This is a genomic window from Streptomyces sp. NPDC046866, assembly GCF_040704625.1.
Taxonomy (GTDB): Bacteria; Actinomycetota; Actinomycetes; order Streptomycetales; family Streptomycetaceae; genus Streptomyces.
In genome coordinates this window covers 1-18,383 of sequence record NZ_JBEYXN010000002.1, presented here as the reverse complement: position 1 = coordinate 18,383, position 18,383 = coordinate 1, and the positions used below count along the sequence as shown (strand labels likewise).

The following is an 18,383-nucleotide window of genomic DNA, read 5'->3' as shown; positions in this document are numbered from 1 at the left end:
GAGGCTGGAGGGCGGCCTCCGCCCGGCCGACGCCTGGCATGAGGGGCGGCCAATCCAGCCCCGCCGGCGCTTGAGGCGCGGGGTTTGGGGCGGCGTCCCAGCGGCTCCGGCGCGGCCGGGCGTGGGGCTCCGCCCGTGGTGGGGGCCGGCGGGGTCAGTCTCGCCGGTGTTTGAGGGGCGGGGTTTGGGGCGGAGGCCGAGTGGGCCCGGCGCGGCCGGGCGTGGGGCTCCGCCCGTGGTGGGGGCCGGCGGGGTCAGCCCCGCCGGTGTTTGAGGCGCGGGCCCCCCGGGGCGGAGCCACGGGGGGCCGGAGCTGCCCGCAGGCGGCCCCGCATAGGCTGGGCCGAACGGCGCGACCCACCGGCTGCGAGGAGTCCCGAGCGACATGACCGTCACACCCGTCCCCACCAGCGACCTGTACGACGAGCACGGCGAGGACCTGGCGGTCTGCGCCACCGCCTTCCGCCAGTTCGGCGGGCGCCGGCTCTTCGCCGGTCCGGTGCGGACCCTCTCCTGCCACGAGGACAACGCCCTGCTGCGCGACCTCGTCAACAGCCCCGGCGAAGGCGCCGTCCTGGTCGTGGACGGGGCCGGATCGCTGCGGACCGCGCTCAGCGGCGACCTCATCGCCGGCGCCGCGCAGCGCAACGGCTGGGCCGGGCTCATCATCAACGGCGCCGTCCGGGACAGCGTCGCCCTCGGCGGCCTGGACCTCGGCATCAAGGCCCTCGGCACCGTCCCGCGCAAGAGCGGCAAGACCGGCGCGGGCACCGTCGACGAGCCCGTCACCATCGGCGGGGCCGCCTTCCGCCCCGGCGAGACGGTGTACGCCGACGACGACGGCGTGGTCGTCCTCCCCGCCTGACCCCCCGTACCGCTGCCGCTGCGCCCCGCCCGCGCCCCGGGGGCGGGATCCGGCCATGCGCGGTGCCGCGGGCCTGGCGGGCGGCGGGGCGGGGCCGGTTCACTGCGGGGCCATGACACGACACCGGATCACCGGCCTGCTCGGCGCGCTCGCGCTCGCCGTGGCCCCGCTGGCCGCCGCGGGACCCGCGCAGGCCCACACCGCAGCGGCCCCGGCCGACGCGCCCCCCGCGGAGTTCGGCACCGACTGGCACGACCCGCTCACCGCCGCCCCGCCCGTCGAGCGCCCCGCGACCCGCTCCTGCGAGCTGACCCTCGCCGAGGCCCAGTTCCGCGACTTCACCCCGTACACCGGCACCTACACGCCGCCCGCCGACTGCGGCACCGGCCCCTGGGCCAAGGTCATCCTGCGCCTCGACGGCAAGGTCAAGGGCCGCCAGTTCGACCGGCTCGGCCACCTCTCCGTGGGCGGCGTGGAGATCCTGCGCACCTCCACCCCCGAGCCCTCGCCCGACGGCATCGCCTGGTCCGTCGAGAAGGACGTCACCCGCTACCGCGACACCCTCAGCCGGCCCCAGCCCGTGGAGATGCTGATCGGGAACGTCGTCAACGACGTCTACACCGGCGTCATCGACGTCAAGGCCACCCTCACCTTCTACGCCGCCGAGCGGCATTCCGCGGCCCCCGACACCCCCGACCGCGTCATCCCCCTCACCACCCCCGCCGTCACCACCCCCCGCAACACCGAGCGGCTCCTCGCCGAGGTGTACGCCACCGGATCGGGCGGCGGCTGCGAGGAGTTCTGGTACCTGACCGTCCCCGACGCGGCCCCGTACTCCTGCAAGGCCGCCGGCGGCCCCCACCGCGAGGTCCGCATCGCCGTCGACGGACAACTCGCCGGGATCGCCGCCCCCTTCCCGACGGTGTGGACCGGCGGCTGGTCCAACCCCTTCCTGTGGTACGTCACGCCCGCGCCGCGCGCCTTCGACGTCCAGCCGGTGGTCTACGACCTCACCCCCTACGCCGCCCTGCTCAACGACGGCCGCGAGCACCGCATCGAGGTCTCCGTCGCGGGGGTCCCGGCCGGCCAGAGCGGCTGGAGCACCCCGGCGAACCTGCTGCTGTGGCAGGACGGGGGCCGGGCCGTCGTCACCGGCGCCCTGACCCGGCACGAGGAGAGCGCACCGGCCGGCTCCAGCCGCTGGACACCCGCGACGCCCACCGCCCGGCACCGCCTCGACACCGAGGCCGCCCACCGACTGACCGTCGCCGGACGCCTGGACACCTCCCACGGCCGCGTCACCACCACCGTCACGCGCTCCGTCCACCACACCTCCGCCCACACCTGGACGGACGGCGAGAACCAGGACGCGCTGACCGGCACCTGGACCGACGAGGACAGCGTGACCCGCGGCAACTCCACCACCCGCACCGTGCGCACGTACACGATGGACGGCGAGACCACCCTCGACGCCGGCGACCGGCTGCGCACCGTCATCTCCCTCGGCGACCGCGCCGAGACCACCACCCTGCGCGGCGGCCGCACCGTCGACCGGACCCGCCTCGACGACCGGTACACCGGCGACGCGAGCTACACGGCGAACGTGCCCCGCGACCAGCGCCACGCCGTCGGCACCAGCACCGAGCACTACCAGCTGTACGGGGCGCCCACCGGCCGCGGCTGCTACGACAGGACCGTCTCGACCGCGCAGGGCACCGTGACGGTGGACCGCCGACGCTGCTGACACCGGCGGCGCCTACGATGACCCGCCATGGACATGAGTGAGGCGGCCGGCAGACAGCTGGTCGACGGCCGATTCGAACTGATGGCGCCCCTGGGCGCCGGTGGCATGGGCACGGTGTGGCGCGCCCGCGACATCGCACTGCACCGCGACGTCGCTTTGAAGGAGGTGCGCCCGCCGGACCCGGCGACGGCCGCGGCCCAGCCCGGCCTCACCGTCCAGTTGCGGGAGCGGGCGGTGCGCGAGGCCCGGGCCCTGGCCCGCCTCGCGCACCCCAACGTGGTGACGATCCACCACATCGTCGAGCCGGCCGACGGCGCGGACGGGCACCCGTGGATCGTGATGGAGCTCGTCAAGGGCGGCTCCCTGAGCGACCTCCTGGAGTCCGGGCCGATGCCGGTGGCGGACGTGATCCGCCTCGGCCTGGACGTGCTGTCCGCCCTGCGCGCCGCGCACGCTGAAGGAATCCTCCACCGCGACGTGAAACCGGCCAACGTCCTGCTGCGCCCCGACGGCTCGGCCGTGCTGACCGACTTCGGCATCGCCGCCCTGCACGGCTCGACCGCGCTCACCTCCACCGGTGTGCTCATCGGCTCGCCGGAGTACATCGCGCCCGAGCGGGCGCGCGGCGAGGAGGGGCTCGCGGCCTCCGACCTGTGGTCGCTGGGCATGCTCCTGTACGTGGCGGCCGAGGGGACCAGCCCGCTGCGCCGGGCCACCAGCCTGGCCACCGTCGTCGCCGTGCTGGAGGACCCGATCCCGGCGCCGGTGCGCTCCGGCCCGCTGGGGCCCGTACTGGAGCGGCTGCTCGTACGGGACCTGGCCGTGCGGCCGGACGCGGCGCAGCTGGAGCAGATGCTCCGGGACGCGGCCGCGGCCGCCGCCGCGGGCACGGCGCCGGCCGGCCCGCAGGCGACGCCGGGCCAGTACGGTCCGCCGAGCACCCAACTCGCGGGCCCCCGGCCGGGCGCCGTCGCGTCCGGCGCCGTGCCGTCCGGCGCCGTGCCGTCCGGCGCCGTCCCGCCGTCCGCCACGCCGCCCGCCGGCATGCCGTACTCCGCCGGGCCGTACGCGCCCCCGCCGTTCGCTCCCGGGGGCGGATCCCCGTACTCCGTCACCGCGGCCGTCCCGCCGCCTTTGCGCGCCCCGCGCCGCCGCCTGGTCCTGATCGGCGGGTTCCTCGCGCTGGCGCTGGCGGGCTGGGTGTTCTGGATGGTCCAGGGGCTGTCCGGGGCGGGCTCCCCGGACACGTCCGAGAAGGGAGGCGGTGCACCGTCCTCGTCCGGTGCGGCGCCCGCCCCCTCCGCGTCGGCCTCCGGTGCGAAGGCGGACTCCCCGCGCGCGAGCGGCGGCAAGGCCGCCTCCCGGGGCAGCCTGCTCACGCCCGCCAACGTCCGCGCGGCCGTGGAGGCGTTCCAGCAGAAGACGGGCACCACCTCCTTCGTGGAGATGACCGTCTACGAGGAGTACGTCCTCGCCGACATCCCCACCGCCCCAGGCGCCAAGACCTACGACCACTGGCGCTACGACGGCGGCGGCGCGAGCCGCACCGGCCCCGGCGGCACGGTCAAGGCCGACGAACCGCTGATCGACATGGCCGCCGTCAGCTGGGACGCCCTGCCGGGCCTCCTCGACACCGCCAAGAAGGAGCTCGGCGTCGACAAGCCGAGCTCCCGCTACGTCATCATCGAGCCCTGGCTCTTCGACCAGACCCCCTCGATGCGGCCCTACCTCACCGACGAGTACGGCCAGGGCGGCTACGTCCACGCCGACACCCAGGGCAACGTCAAGAAGGTCTACCACTCCTGACATCGTGTACCCGTACGCCCAGCCGTACGAGCGACGAACGCGCGTACGGGTCACCCGCGGTCCGAGGAGCACGGCCACCATGCCCACCTGGCGCACCACCCTCACGGCGGCCGGCATCCGCAGTGCCCGGCTGCGCGACGACTACACCCACGTCGCGCGCCGGGTCCTGCGCCGGGAACCCGCCCCCTACCTGACGCTGCGCCTGCTCGCGGCGCCGCCGCTGGTGCCCGCGCTGGCGGCCGGGGTCTGCTTCATGAACCTGGTCGACGACGTCGCCGAGACCGGCACCGCCCGGCAGCGCCGCGAGAACCTGGCCGCGCTCACCGGGCGCGTCGAGGAGGCGCTGGGCACCGGCGACAGCCCCGACCCGCTGCTGCGGGCGTACGTCCACGCCGTCGCCTCCCGCGGCCTGCCCGAGCCGTGGGTCGGCCGCTTCCTCGACGGCGCCGCCTCCGCCGAGGCGCGCTTCGACGGCTTCGACACCGAGCAGGACTACCAGGCCTACCTCGACGCCTACGCCTGGCCGGGCCTGATGGCCTTCATCGGGCTCCAGTACCGGGGCGGACCCGACGCCGAACAGGCCGCCGGATGGCGGCGGTTCGTCGACGCCGCCCAGCGCGTGGACTTCCTCGCCGACCTCGCGGGCGACCTCGCCGACGGCCGGCTCTGCCTGCCGCGCGCCCGCCTCGCCGAGCACTCCGTGACCCGCGCCGACCTCGAACAGGCCCGCGACACCCCGGCCGTACGCGCCCTGCTCGCCGCCGAAGCGCAGCGCGCCCGGACAGCCCTGGAGGCCGCCGACGGCATCCTCGACCTGACCGAGCCGGGGCTGCGCCCGGTCGTCGCCGCGATGACCGAGCTCATGGCCCACCAGCTGGCGGCCGTCGAGCGGGCCGGCGCGGGCGCGCTGCGCCGGGACGTCGGCTACGGCCTCATGGCCCCCCTGCGCACCCTGGCCCGCGCCCGCGCCCGTTCCGCTGCCGGCTCCGGGACCCGTGACTGGCTGCGGGCCGCCGGGTGACGGCGCCGGGCGGCCGTGACATTCGTACGGCCCGGGTCGGTACGAGCGGCTCTGCCGGGCGGCTCCCGCCGCTCCGTAGCGTGGGGGCCATGCCGCAGAAGACCGCACCACCGCACGCCGGAGCCGCCCCCGAGCGCCGCCCCGAGGACCCGCCGGGCCCGCTGAAGGCGCCCAACGCCTACACCCTGCTGCCCTGGCTGCTGCTCGGCATGGGCGCGGTCTCCAACATCGTCCACGGCGAGACCCCGAACCCGTGGGTCGGCATCCTCGGGCTGTTCGTCTTCGACTCGCTCTACGTCACGCTGGTGTTCCGCGCCTTCGACGAGCGGACCCGGGAAGCAGCGAGCACCCGGTGGTGCCTGGCCGCCCTGGGCGCCACCACCTGCGCCCTCGCCCTGGCGTACGGCGGCAACTGGCTGCTGTTCTTCCCGCTGTGGGGGCTGGCCACCGGGGCGGTGGTCCGCGGCCGGGCGCTGGGCCCCGTGATGCTGGCCGTCACCGGCCTCGCGGGGGCCGTCACCGGCCGGCAGGACGGCTGGGACGCGCTCGGCATCGTCTACGGCACCCTGCTGTCCGGGATGGTCACCGCCGCCATCCTGGCCCTGGCCGAGACCGTCCGCACCCTGCGCGAGACCCGGCAGGAGCTGGCGCGGACCGCGGTCGACCAGGAGCGGCTGCGCTTCTCCCGCGACCTGCACGACCTGCTGGGCCACACCCTCTCGGTGATCGTGGTCAAGTCGGAGGCGGCCCGCCGGATCGCCCCCCGGGACATGGACGCGGCCCTCGCGCAGATCGGCGACATCGAATCCATCGGCCGGCAGGCGCTGACCGAGATCCGCGAAGCCGTCACCGGCTACCGCGAGGCCAGCCTCGCCGCGGAGCTCGACCGGGCCCGCGGCGCGCTGACCGCCGCCGGCATCGAGCCCGTCGTACGGCAGTCCGGACCCCCGCTGCCGCCGCAGGAGGCCGCCCTGCTCGGCTGGGTGGTCCGGGAGGCCGTGACCAACGCCATCCGGCACAGCGGGGCCGCCCGGTGCGAGATAGAGCTGCGCAGCTCGGCGGAGCGGGTCCGCCTGGTGATCACCGACGACGGCAACGGCGTAGGCTCGGCCCCGCCGGGCAGCGGCCTGACCGGCCTGGCCGAACGCCTGGCGGCGGCCGGCGGCACCCTGGAGGGCGGACCGGCCGCCGGGCGCGGCTTCCGGGTCGCGGCCGAACTCCCGGTGGAGGCCGGCGGACATGCAACCGAGGAGTGAGCCGATGATCAGGGTCCTGCTGGCGGAGGACCAGGGCATGATGCGCGGGGCGCTGGCGCTGCTGCTGGGGCTGGAGGAGGACATCGAGGTCGTCGCCCAGGTCGGCGCGGGAGACCGGATCGTGCCCGCCGCCCTGGAGGCACGGCCGGACGTGGCGCTGCTCGACATCGAACTGCCGGGCCGCAGCGGCCTGGACGCGGCCGCGGAGCTGCGCACACGCCTGCCGGGCTGCCGGGTGCTGATCCTGACCACCTTCGGGCGGCCGGGCTACCTGCGCCGGGCGATGGAGGCGGGGGCCGCGGGGTTCCTGGTCAAGGACGGGCCGGTGGAGGAACTGGCCGCATCGATACGGCGGGTGCTGGCGGGGGAGAAGGTCATCGACCCCGCGCTCGCGGCCGCCGCGCTGAGCGCCGGGCCGAACCCGCTGACGCCGCGGGAGGCCGAGGCGCTGAACGCCGCGGCCGACGGCGCGACCGTCGCCGACATCGCCGCGCGGCTGCACCTGTCCGAGTCGACGGTGCGCAACTACCTGTCGTCGGCCATCGGCAAGACCGGCACCCGCAACCGGATGGAGGCCGTCCGTGCGGCCCGCCGCCAGGGGTGGCTGTGACGGCGGGCCCGCGGGCACGGAGCGGCGGGACCGGGGACCGGCCGGAGCGGTACGGGCCGGGCCCGGAGGGGCCGGACTAGTAGGGGCCGTTGACGTTGTCGATGGAGCCGTAGCGGGCGGCCGCGTAGTTGCAGGCGGCCGTGATGTTGGCGACGGGGTCGTAGGAGTTCATCGACGTTCCGGGGACGTGGTAGGCGCGGAAGGTCGGGTCGATGACCTGGAGCAGGCCCTTGGAGGGAATGCCCATCGCGGCGTTGGAGTCCCAGTTGTTGATGGCGAGCGGATTGCCCGAGGACTCGCGCATCACGTTGCGGTGAATTCCGTTGTACGTACCAGGGATTCCGTGCTTGGCCATGATGGCCAGCGACTCGCGGATCCAGCCGTCGAGGTTGTTCGGGTAGCTCGCCGCGGGCTTGACCGCCGCCTTGGCCGTCGCCTTCGCCTTGGCGACGGCCGCCTTGGCCGCGGCGCCGAGGGTCAGCTTGGTCCCGGGACGGATGACCGAGGGGTTGCTGCCGATGACGGCCCGGTTGGCCGCGTAGAGGGCCTGCCAGCCGCCGCTGACGGAGTGCTCGGCGGCGATCTTCGACAGGGTGTCTCCCACGGCCACGGAGTAGGTCACCGGCGCCGCTGCCTGGGCCGCGGCCGGCTGGGCGGCGGGCAGGACCGCCGTGGTCGCCGCCGGCGCGGCGGCCGGCTCCTGGGTGACGGCCGCCCCGGCGGTCGTCGCACTGATCAGGGGCAGGGCCAGGGCTGCGCCGCCGGTGCCGGCGAAGGCCAGCTTGCGGACGATCGGACGCTGCTTCGGGCGGCGGTGCTTACCCTGTCCGGGCATGGCGGAATTCCTCACGTACGGGTGCGGGGGACCCCTGGCGGCGGCCGGATTCGGTAGCTGCCCGCCGGGAACGACGTGACCGTAAGCGAGTCCGCGGGGAGGGAACAAGGCTCGAATTGCACCCGGTGATCGACTTTCCCGTGCCGGGGCGGAAAATGACCTTGGAGGGCCCTTTGCGAAAACCCGGAATTCCTTTCCGGGAAAGGGGAACCGCTTCTCCGGGGAAATTGATGTTGTCGGTGTTTGCGTGACTGACATCACGGGCGCGGAGCCCGATTCTCAAAACGGACAAACCCTCTATTCATGTACCTGTTTCGGGGCATCAGGGCCGGTTCCTTCCCAACCGCCCGCAGCGGGCGCTTTCCGGCGCGCCCGCTGCCGTTTCGAGGGGTTTCGCCACGACCTCAGAGCCGGGCGAGCTCCTCCAGCGCGCCGAGCGCCGCCTCGACCGACGCCCGGCTCGCCGGCAGCAGCGGAAGGCGCACGTCGGCCGTCGGAATCCGCCCCTGCGCATGGAGCACACCCTTGACCACGGTCGGATTCGGCTCGCCGAAGGCCGCCGCCGAAAGCGCCGCGAGGGCGTGGCCCAGCGCCCGGGCCCGCGCCACGTCGCCCGCCCGCCAGGCCGCCACGAGCTCCGCGTACCGCGCCGTCGCCAGGTGCGCCGAGGAGAGGATCCCGCCCGTCGCGCCGAGCGCCAGCATCGGCGACAGGTACACGTCGTCGCCCGCCAGCACCGAGAAGGACTCGGGCAGGGCGCCGAGCAGCGCCACCGTGTCGGCGTCGATGCCGCCGCCGGCGTACTTCATCCCGGCGACCCCCGGGATCTCCCCGAGCCGGCGCAGCGCCCCGGCGTCCAGCGGCTGCCCGGTCCGGTACGGGATGTGGTAGACGACCAGAGGTACGGGGCTCACCTCGGCCAGCCGCGTGAAGTGCGCCAACACCCCTTCCGCCGCGGGCCGGACGAACGACGGCACCGTCACCTGCGCCGCCCGGACCTCCGGCCACCGCGCGAGCCGGGCGAGCGAGGCCTCGGCGGCCCGGGTGCCGCTCGCCCCGGCGCCCACGGTCAGCACGGCCCCGCGCTCCCGGCAGACCCGGGCGCAGACGTCCGTGACGAGGTCGCGCTCCGCCTCGTCGAGGGCGGCGGCCTCGCCGGTGGTGCCGAGGGCGACGATCCCGGCGGCGCCGTCGTCGAGCACCTCGTGGGCGAGCGCCTCCAGGGCCTCGGCGGCGACGCCGCCGGAGGGGGAGAAGGGGGTGATGAGGGGTACGTGGATCCCGTGAAGGGCGATGTCCTGTGCCATGGGAGGAGCCTCGCCCGCCCGGACCGCCGAATCCAGTTCGCATTTCTTACCCGAACCGTAAGCTGATCCGATGCTCGACGTACGACGCCTGCGCCTGCTGCGCGAACTGGCCCGCCGCGGGACGATCGCCGCCGTGGCCGAGGCCCTCTCCTTCAGCCCTTCGGCCGTGTCCCAGCAACTGGGGGTCCTCGAACGCGAGGCGGGCCTGCCGCTGCTGGAGCGCACGGGCCGCCGGGTCCGGCTCACCCCGGTGGGCCAGAACCTGGTCCGGCATGCCGAGGCCGTCCTGGAGCGGCTGGAGGAGGCGGCCGCCGACCTCGCCGAGGCGCGCAGCGGCCTGGCCGGAGCCCTGCGCATCGGGGCCTTCCCCACCGCCACCCGGGCCATCGTCCCGGCCGCTCTGGTCACGCTGGCCCGGCGCCATCCGGGGCTGGAGCCCATGGTGTCGGAGATCGATCCGGCGGCCGTGGCGCACGCGCTGCGGGCCGGGGACCTCGACGTGGCGCTGGTCCACGAGTACGACTTCGTGCCCGCGCCGCCCGAGCCGGGGCTCGCCACCACGCCCCTGTGCAGCGAGGCGATGTACCTCGCCGCCCCCGCGGACCCGCCGACCCGCACCCCGAACCCCGCCCCTGCCGCGGAGCGTGACCCTGCGTCGGACCCGGCCGCGGACCGGGATCCGGCGTCGGGCCCGGGTCCGGCCCCGGACCCGGATCCGGTTCCCGACCTTGACCCCGACCCGCGGTGTGCCGCCGGCCCCTTCCCGGCTCCCGTGCACGCCGCGGAACCCGTGCCCCGGTTCGACCAGGGCTCCGTCCTGCGCGCCCACGCGGACGCCCCCTGGATCACCGCCACGCCCGGCACCCTGTGCCACGCCATGGCCGTACGGGCCTGCCAGGCCGCCGGCTTCGCCCCGCGCGTGCGCCACCGGGTGGACGAGTTCGCCACCGTGCTCGCCCTGGTCGCCGCCGGCCAGGGCGTGGCCGTCGTACCGCAGCTCGGCATTCCGGCCCGGCCGGATCCCGGCGTCTCCCTCACCCGGCTGCTGATGGAGCGGCGCACCAAGGTGGCCTTCCGCAGCGGCGCCGCCGCCCACCCGGCCGTGGCCGCCTTCACGGCGGCACTGCGCGCCGCCGTACCGCGGGAACTCGCCACGGCGCAGGCCGGAACGTGACACAACTCCCGTACGACGCCCGTCCCGTGTACGTTTCGTGATCCAGACAGATCCGAACAGAGCGGGGTATGACGTGACGCATCGCGTACGCGGGGTCATCGCGCGGAGCAAGGGCGCACCGGTGGAGACGACGACGATCCTCGTGCCGGACCCCGGCCCCGGCGAGGCGCTGGTCCGCGTCCAGGCCTGCGGGGTCTGCCACACCGACCTGCACTACCGCGAGGGCGGCATCAACGACGAGTTCCCCTTCCTCCTCGGCCACGAGGCCGCCGGGATCGTGGAGTCCGTCGGTCCGGACGTCACCTCCGTGGCGCCCGGCGACTTCGTGGTCCTGAACTGGCGGGCGGTGTGCGGCACCTGCCGGGCCTGCAAGCGCGGGCGCCCCTGGTACTGCTTCGCCACGCACAACGCCACCCAGCCCATGACGCTGGAGGACGGCACCCCGCTCTCCCCGGCCCTCGGGATCGGCGCCTTCGCCGAGAAGACCCTGGTCGCCGCCGGGCAGTGCACCAAAGTCGACCCGGCCGCGTCGCCTGCCGCCGCCGGGCTCCTCGGGTGCGGGGTCATGGCCGGCCTCGGCGCCGCCCTGAACACCGGCGGCGTCGGACGCGGCGACTCCGTGGCCGTCATCGGCTGCGGCGGCGTGGGCAATGCGGCCGTCGCGGGCGCCCGGCTCGCCGGGGCCGCCCGGATCATCGCCGTCGACCTCGACGACCGCAAGCTGGAGTGGGCCCGCGGCCTGGGCGCCACCCACACCGTCAACGGCCGCACCGAGGACGTGGTCAAGGCGATCCAGAACCTCACCGGCGGCAACGGCGCCGACGTGGTCATCGACGCGGTCGGCCGCCCCGAGACCTACAAGCAGGCGTTCTACGCCCGCGACCTGGCCGGCACCGTGGTCCTGGTCGGCGTCCCGACCCCCGACATGAAGCTCGAACTGCCGCTGCTGGACGTCTTCGGCCGCGGCGGCTCCCTGAAGTCCTCCTGGTACGGCGACTGCCTGCCCGAGCGCGACTTCCCGCTCCTGATCGACCTCTACCTGCAGGGCCGGCTCGACCTCGACGCCTTCGTCTCCGAGACGATCCCGCTCGACGGCGTCGAGGCCGCCTTCGCCCGCATGGAGCGCGGCGAGGTCCTCCGCTCGGTGGTCGAGTTCTAGCCGCCGCCTGCCGCCCCGGTCCCGCCCGCCGGTCCCGCCCCCCGTGCCCGCACCCCGGAGGCGGGGCCGGGAAGGGCGGGGAGGGGCCCGTAATACACTCGGCCGCACCGCCGCGGCCCGTGTCCCGCGCGGCCCCACCGGGCCGCGGGCACACCGCGCCCGCCCGCACCCGCACCCTCAACCCCCAGGGGCCGTCGTGACCGCCGAACGCACCTACCGCCAGCCCGGGGTCGTCCTCACCGACCACCGCTTCACCGTGCCGCTCGACCACAGCCGGCCCGACGGCGAGCGGATCGAGCTGTACGCGCGCGAGGTCGTCGCGGCCGGACGGGACCCCGAGGCGCTGCCGTGGATGCTCTACCTCGAAGGCGGCCCCGGCTTCGGCGCCCGCCGCTTCACCGGCCGGCAGGCCTGGCTGGACCGGGCCCTGACCGACCACCGGGTCCTCCTCCTCGACCAGCGCGGCACCGGCCGCTCCACCCCGCTGAACCGGCAGACCCTGCCCCTGCGCGGCACCCCCGAGCAGCAGGCCGCCTACCTGGCGCACTTCCGCGCCGACTCCATCGTCCGCGACGCCGAGGCCATCCGCCGGGTGCTGACCGGCGGCGCCCCCTGGACCGTCCTCGGGCAGAGCTTCGGCGGTTTCTGCACCACCCACTACCTGTCCACGGCCCCCGAAGGACTGGCGGCGGCCCTGATCGCCGGCGGCCTGCCCTCACTCGACGCGACCGCCGACGAGGTGTACGCGGCGGCCTACCCGCGCATGCGGCGCAAGAACCTCGCCCACTACGCCCGCTACCCGATGGACGTCGAACGGGCCCGCCGCATCGCGGCCCACCTCGCCGAGCGCCCGGCCGAACTGCCCGGCGGCTACCTGCTGACCGTCGAGGCCTTCCAGTCCCTCGGCATCATGCTCGGCGGCGGCGACGGCAGCCACCAGCTGCACTACCTGCTGGAGGACGCCTTCGTGCCGTCCACGGCCGGCCCCGTCCTCTCCGACGCCTTCCTGGAGGGCGTGCACCAGCGGCTCTCCTTCGCCGGCCACCCCCTGTACGCGGTCCTCCACGAGGCCATCTACGCCCAGGACCCGGCCGCGCCCACCGCCTGGGCCGCCGAGCGGGTCCGCGCGGACCACGCCGGCTTCGACGCCGCCAAGGCCCTCGCGGGCGGGGAGCCCCTGCTCTTCACCGGCGAGACCATCCACCCCTGGCACTTCGCCGTCGACCCGGCCCTCGCCCCGCTGCGGGAAACCGCGGAACTGCTGGCCGCCCGCACCGGCTGGGGCCCCCTCTACGACCCCGAGCGGCTCGCCGCCAACGAGGTCCCGGTGGCCGCCGCCGTCTACCACGACGACATGTACGTGGACACCGCCCACTCCCTGGCCACCGCCGCGGCCGTACGGGGCCTGCGGACCTGGGTGACGGACGAGTTCGAACACGACGGCATCCGCGCCGGCGGCCCCCGCGTCCTGAACCGCCTCCTGTCCCTCACCCGCGACGAGGCCTGACCGGCCCCCCGCCCCGGCCGCCACGCCCCCCAGCGAGTGCCGGCGCTGCGGTACCCGCCGACCAGGCCGTTGAGCTGCCCCGCGAAGCGGGAGGCCTCCGCGGGGCGGCGGTGGACGAGGATCCGCCCGGCGGGGTCGCGGACCACGACCCTCGCGATGCGGTGCAGCCGGCCGCCGCGCATCGGCTCGGCCCGCTCCACCACCCCCACGACCCGGTCCGGCTACGGCTCATCCGGCCTGCGGTGAGGGGGAGTTGGTTAGGGTGCGGACATGACCGAACAGAAGCACTCGCACGCGCCCCTGGAGCCCATGCCCACCGACTGGCAGCGCGCCCTGGCGGTGGTCGCCCATCCCGACGACCTGGAATACGGCTGCGCAGCGGCCATCGCCGACTGGACGGACGGCGGCCGCGAGGTCGTCTACCTGCTGGCCACGCGGGGCGAGGCCGGCATCGACACCATCGCGCCCGAGGAGTGCGGTCCGCTGCGCGAGGCCGAACAGCGCGCCAGCGCGGCCGTGGTGGGCGTGTCCGAGGTGGAGTTCCTCGACTACCGCGACGGCGTCATCGAGTACGGCCTGGACCTGCGCCGGGACATCGCGGCCGCCATCCGGCGCCACCGCCCCGAGCTGGTCATCACCCTCAACCACCGCGACACCTGGGGCGGCCGGGACGGCGGCGGCTTCTGGAACACCCCCGACCACAAGGCCGTCGGCCGGGCCGTCCTGGACGCGGCCGCCGACGCCGGCAACCGGTGGATCTTCCCCGAGCTGCGCACGGAACACGGCCTGGAGCCCTGGAACGGGGTGCGCTGGGTCGCCGTGTCGGGCTCCCCGACCCCGACGCACGCCACGGACGCCGGTCCGGGCATGGAGCGGGCGGTCAAGTCCCTGATGGAGCACAAGGCGTACATAGAGGTCCTCACCGACCAGGACCCGGAGGAGTACTGCCGCAATTTCCTGGGCGGATTCGCCGAGCAGGCCGGCGCCCGCTTCGGCGGCCGCCCGGCGGTGACGTTCGAACTCTTCCCGCGCTGACAGCGCCTTCCCCACCGCAAAGGGAGCCGGGTGCGCGGGACCGGTCCGCTGAGCCGCGGCCGGGATCCGCGCCCCGCTCCCGCACCTCACCGCAGGTCGAGCACCGGCCACTTGGAGAACTCCCCCCACAGGCCCTCGCCGTCCGGGCCGTGTGCCCGGTCCCGGCCGAGGCCGTTCGTTCCCTACGGGGCCTCGTCCAGCCGGCAGCGCCGTCCCCCGGCACGGTGTCCGGGCCCCGGCCCCGCACGGATGCGCCCCCTCGCCGGCGACCGCCACCGCCGCGAGCGCCACGTGCGTACGGGGCTGAGCCGCCCGGCTGCTGCCCCGCCGTGGGCCGCCGGGCCTCCGGGGGAAGCCGAGCCGCACCGTCCCGCCGGCGGCCGGCAGGTCCGGGTGCGCCCGACGGCGGACGCCGCCCGGTGTCCGGATTCCTTCGGCCGGGACGGCCGGGGCCCGCATCCACCCCAGCCGCCGGTTCACAGATGGGCAAGCGACTGCTTAGTATGCCCGCGGAGCGTGGTTCCTCGACGGCGGCTGGAGGCCCCGGATGCAGGCATGGCGAGTGCACACCCCCGGCGAACCCCTCGAGGCCATGCGCCTCGAGGAGGTTCCCGAACCCGTCCCCGGCGAGGGGGAGGTGCGGCTGAAGGTCCTCGCGGCCAACGTCAACTTCCCCGACGCACTGCTGGCCCGCGGCCAGTACCAGATCCGGCCGCCGCTGCCCTTCACCCCCGGGGTGGAGATCTGCGGCGAGACCGAGGACGGCCGCCGCGTCATCGCCAACCCCAGCCTCCCGCACGGCGGCTTCGCCGAGTACGTCACCGCCCCGGCCCGCGCCCTGCTGCCCGCCCCCGACGGCCTCGACGACGCGGAGGCCGCAGCCCTGCACATCGGCTACCAGACCGGCTGGTTCGGCCTGCACCGCCGGGCCCGCATCCAGCCGGGCGAGACCCTGCTCGTGCACGCCGCCTCCGGCGGAGTCGGCAGCGCCGCCGTCCAGCTCGGCAAGGCCGCCGGCGCCACCGTCATCGGGGTCGTCGGCGGCAAGGCCAAGGCCCGCACCGCCGAGCAGCTCGGCTGCGACCTGGTCGTCGACCGCACCGCCGAGGACGTCGCCGCGCGGGTCAAGGAGTTCACCGGCGGCCGCGGCGCCGACGTCGTCTACGACCCGGTCGGCGGCGACGCGTACACCGCCTCCACCAAGTGCGTGGCCTTCGAGGGCCGGATCGTCGTCGTCGGCTTCGCCGGCGGCATCGTCCCCGCCCCCGCCCTCAACCACGCCCTCGTCAAGAACTACTCCATCCTCGGCCTGCACTGGGGCCTGTACGCCGCCAAGGACCCGGCCGCGGTCCTCGCCTGCCACACCGAGCTCACCCGCCTCGCCGCCGCAGGCGCCGTCACCCCGCTCGTGAGCGAACGCCTCCCGCTCGCCGCGGCCGCCGACGCCGTGCAGCGCGTCGCCGACGGGACCACCACCGGCCGGCTGGTCGTCGTACCGTCCCTGGACGGGGGTGCCCGAGGGTGACCACCGCCGACGCCCTGCGCGCCCGGGTCCGCGACCTCCTCGCCGCGCACCCGCCCGCCGACACGCCCCGCACCGCCTTCCTGCGGGCCCGCTTCGACGCCGGCCTCGCCTGGGTGCACTACCCCGAGGGCCTCGGCGGACTCGGCGCGCCCCGCGCCCTCCAGGCCGTCGTCGACGCCGAACTGGAGGCCGCCGGAGCCCCCGACAACGACCCGCGCCGCATCGGCATCGGCCTCGGGATGGCCGCGCCCACGATCCTCGCGTACGGCACCGAGGAGCAGAAGCGGCGCTTCCTGCGCCCGCTGTGGGTCGGCGACGAGGTCTGGTGCCAGCTCTTCAGCGAGCCCGGAGCCGGATCCGACCTCGCCGCCCTCGGCACCCGCGCCGTCCTCGACGAGGCGGCCGGCGAGTGGGTGGTGGACGGGCAGAAGGTGTGGACCTCCAGCGCCCACACCGCCCGCTGGGCCATCCTCATCGCCCGCACCGACCCGGCCCTGCCCAAGCACCGGGGCATCACCTACTTCCTGTGCGACATGCACGCCCCCGGCGTCGAGGTCCGGCCGCTGCGCCAGATCACGGGCGAGGCCGAGTTCAACGAGGTCTTCCTCACCGGCGTCCGCATCCCCGACAGCCACCGCCTCGGCGCGGTCGGCCAGGGCTGGGAGGTCGCCCGCACCACCCTCATGAACGAGCGCGTCTCCATCGGCGGCATGCGCGTCCCCCGCGAGGGCGGGATGATCGCCCCGGTCGCCGCCGCCTGGCGCGAACGTCCCGCACTGCGCACCCACGCCCTGCACCAGCGGCTGCTGCAGCTGTGGGTGGAGGCCGAGGTCGTCCGGCTCACCGGCGAGCGGCTGCGCCAGCAGCTCGCCGCCGGGCAGCCCGGCCCCGAGGGCTCCGGCATGAAGCTGGCCTTCGCCCGGCTCAACCAGGAGATCAGCGGCCTTGAGGTGGAGCTCCTCGGCGAAGAGGGCCTGGTGTACGAGGACTGGACGATGCGCCGGCCCGAACTCGTCGACTTCACCGGCCGCGACGCCGGCTACCGCTACCTGCGCGCCAAGGGCAACAGCATCGAGGGCGGCACCAGCGAAATCCTCCTCAACATCGTCGCCGAGCGCGTCCTCGGGCTGCCCGCCGAACCGCGCGACGACAAGGACACCGCCTGGAAGGACCTCTCCCGATGACCGGTGCCGCGACGTTCCCGAGCGCCCCGCTCGACCTGCTCTACTCCGAGACCGAGGAGGGCCTTCGCGCCTCCGTACGGGACCTGCTGGCCGACCGCTGCGGGCCCGCCGCCGTGCTCGCCCGGATCGAGACCGCCCGGCCCCACGACCCGGCGCTCTGGCAGACCCTGGCCGCCGGGATCGGCACGGCCGGGCTGCTCGTGCCGGAGAAGCTCGGCGGGCAGGGCGCCGGCCACCGCGAGGCCGCCGTGGTCCTGGAGGAGCTGGGGCGGGCCGTCGCCCCCGTCCCGTACCTGACCAGTGCGGTCCTGGCGACCGAGGTACTGCTCGGCTGCGACGGCGCCGATGCCGCTGCGCTCGTACGGGAACTGGCGGCGGGGCGGCGGGTGTGCGTGCCGGCGGTGCCGCTGACCCTCGCGCCCGGTGCGCGCCTGCCCGCCCCCGTACGGGACTCGGGCGGCGGGATCCTGACCGGCCGGGTGACCACCGTGGCGGACGCCGTCGCCGCCGACGTGCTGCTGGTCCTCGCGGACACCGGGCTCCATGCGGTCGAGGCCTCGGCGGCCTCGCTGAGCCCGCTCGTCGCGCTGGACCTGACCCGGCCGCTCGCCGACGTCACCCTGGACCGGGCGCAGGGCATCCGGATCGCCGACCCGGCCACGGCCCGGGCGGCGGTGGCCGGGGCCCTGCTGTCGGGAGCGGGGCTGCTCGCCTCGGAGCAGCTGGGGGTGGCCGAGTGGTGCCTGGCGCAGACGGTGGCGTACCTGCGGACCCGGCACCAGTTCAACCGGCCCGTCGGCTCCTTCCAGGCCCTCAAGCACCGGCTCGCCCGGCTGTGGCTGGACGTCGCCTCGGCCCGGGCGGCGGCCCGCGCCGCGGCCGACGCCCTGGCCACCGGCTCCCCGGACGCGCCGCTCACGGTGGCCGTGGCCCAGGCGTACTGCTCCGGGGTCGCGGTGCGGGCGGCCGAGGAGTGCGTCCAGCTGCACGGCGGCATCGGGATGACCTGGGAGCACCCGGCCCACCTCTACCTGAAGCGGGCCAAGGCCGATGCCCTTGCCCTCGGTACCGCGGGCCACCACCACACCTTGGTCGCCGACTTCGCCGAACTCCCGTCTCCGTAACCCCGCCCCCTTCCGCCCCGGGCCGGGCACCCACCGCCCCCTTCCGCCCCGGGGCCGGGCATCCCCCCGCCCCACCTCCCGCTTTCGAAGCGGGGGGTGGGCCATTTCGGCCTCGCCGGCGTTTGAGGCGCGGGTCCGGGCGGAGCCCGGTGCCCGGCGGAGCCGGGTTACCTGGGCGAAACCGGTGTCGCGGCCGTCCCACAGCGGGGAGTTCGCCGACATCGCCAGCAG

The 18,383-nt window shown here is 75.6% G+C and carries 15 protein-coding genes; 13 read left to right on the top strand and 2 right to left on the bottom strand.

The genetic code is table 11. The annotated features are described in order from the left end of the window. Positions 1–385 precede the first annotated feature (385 nt). From rraA to AB0953_RS03340, 6 genes are all read left to right on the top strand, one after another. Entirely contained in the window at positions 386–865 is a 480-nt protein-coding gene (rraA, locus tag AB0953_RS03365) for a ribonuclease E activity regulator RraA (protein WP_366857692.1), read from the top strand. A 169-nt stretch (positions 866–1,034) separates the two neighbouring features. Then, entirely contained in the window at positions 1,035–2,609 is a 1,575-nt protein-coding gene (locus AB0953_RS03360) for a peptide-N4-asparagine amidase (protein ID WP_366858152.1), read from the top strand. 27 nt (positions 2,610–2,636) lie between these two features. Beyond that, positions 2,637–4,415: a protein kinase gene (locus tag AB0953_RS03355; RefSeq protein ID WP_366857691.1), complete on the top strand. Its 1,779-nt coding sequence runs from the start codon at positions 2,637–2,639 to the stop codon at positions 4,413–4,415. A gap of 79 nt (positions 4,416–4,494) precedes the next feature. Beyond that, the gene (locus AB0953_RS03350) at positions 4,495–5,436 is read left to right on the top strand and encodes a squalene/phytoene synthase family protein (RefSeq protein ID WP_366857690.1); all 942 of its coding nucleotides are present in this window, start codon (positions 4,495–4,497) and stop codon (positions 5,434–5,436) included. Positions 5,437–5,525: 89 nt separating this feature from the next. Further along, on the top strand, positions 5,526–6,692 hold the full coding sequence (locus tag AB0953_RS03345; protein ID WP_366857689.1) for a sensor histidine kinase: 1,167 nt from the start codon (positions 5,526–5,528) through the stop codon (positions 6,690–6,692). A 4-nt stretch (positions 6,693–6,696) separates the two neighbouring features. Next, positions 6,697–7,302, top strand: a complete 606-nt coding sequence (locus AB0953_RS03340) for a response regulator transcription factor (RefSeq protein WP_366857688.1) — start codon at positions 6,697–6,699, stop codon at positions 7,300–7,302. 76 nt (positions 7,303–7,378) lie between these two features. Here the strand turns inward: AB0953_RS03340 and AB0953_RS03335 are convergent, their stop codons facing one another. Then, the gene (locus tag AB0953_RS03335) at positions 7,379–8,137 is read right to left on the bottom strand and encodes a LysM peptidoglycan-binding domain-containing protein (RefSeq protein ID WP_366857687.1); all 759 of its coding nucleotides are present in this window, start codon (positions 8,135–8,137) and stop codon (positions 7,379–7,381) included. A gap of 404 nt (positions 8,138–8,541) precedes the next feature. Beyond that, the gene (locus tag AB0953_RS03330) at positions 8,542–9,444 is read right to left on the bottom strand and encodes a dihydrodipicolinate synthase family protein (protein ID WP_366857686.1); all 903 of its coding nucleotides are present in this window, start codon (positions 9,442–9,444) and stop codon (positions 8,542–8,544) included. Positions 9,445–9,514: 70 nt separating this feature from the next. Between AB0953_RS03330 and AB0953_RS03325 the strand changes: the two genes are divergently transcribed. From AB0953_RS03325 to AB0953_RS03295, 7 genes are all read left to right on the top strand, one after another. Beyond that, positions 9,515–10,618 (top strand): LysR substrate-binding domain-containing protein, encoded by a 1,104-nt coding sequence (locus AB0953_RS03325; protein ID WP_366857685.1) that lies wholly within the window; start codon positions 9,515–9,517, stop codon positions 10,616–10,618. Positions 10,619–10,691: 73 nt separating this feature from the next. Beyond that, positions 10,692–11,777, top strand: a complete 1,086-nt coding sequence (locus AB0953_RS03320; RefSeq protein ID WP_366857684.1) for an S-(hydroxymethyl)mycothiol dehydrogenase — start codon at positions 10,692–10,694, stop codon at positions 11,775–11,777. Between the two features lie 196 nt (positions 11,778–11,973). Further along, positions 11,974–13,284 carry an alpha/beta fold hydrolase gene (locus AB0953_RS03315; RefSeq protein WP_366857683.1) on the top strand — a complete coding sequence of 437 codons (1,311 nt, stop codon included), beginning with the start codon at positions 11,974–11,976 and terminating at the stop codon, positions 13,282–13,284. Positions 13,285–13,554: 270 nt separating this feature from the next. Next, entirely contained in the window at positions 13,555–14,319 is a 765-nt protein-coding gene (locus AB0953_RS03310; protein ID WP_366857682.1) for a PIG-L deacetylase family protein, read from the top strand. Positions 14,320–14,866: 547 nt separating this feature from the next. Then, positions 14,867–15,844: an NADPH:quinone oxidoreductase family protein gene (locus tag AB0953_RS03305; protein ID WP_366857681.1), complete on the top strand. Its 978-nt coding sequence runs from the start codon at positions 14,867–14,869 to the stop codon at positions 15,842–15,844. Further along, the gene (locus tag AB0953_RS03300) at positions 15,841–17,028 is read left to right on the top strand and encodes an acyl-CoA dehydrogenase family protein (protein WP_366857679.1); all 1,188 of its coding nucleotides are present in this window, start codon (positions 15,841–15,843) and stop codon (positions 17,026–17,028) included. Before AB0953_RS03305 ends, AB0953_RS03300 begins: the two co-directional genes overlap by 4 nt. After that, positions 17,025–18,152 carry an acyl-CoA dehydrogenase family protein gene (locus AB0953_RS03295; RefSeq protein ID WP_366857678.1) on the top strand — a complete coding sequence of 376 codons (1,128 nt, stop codon included), beginning with the start codon at positions 17,025–17,027 and terminating at the stop codon, positions 18,150–18,152. Before AB0953_RS03300 ends, AB0953_RS03295 begins: the two co-directional genes overlap by 4 nt. Positions 18,153–18,383 lie beyond the last annotated feature (231 nt).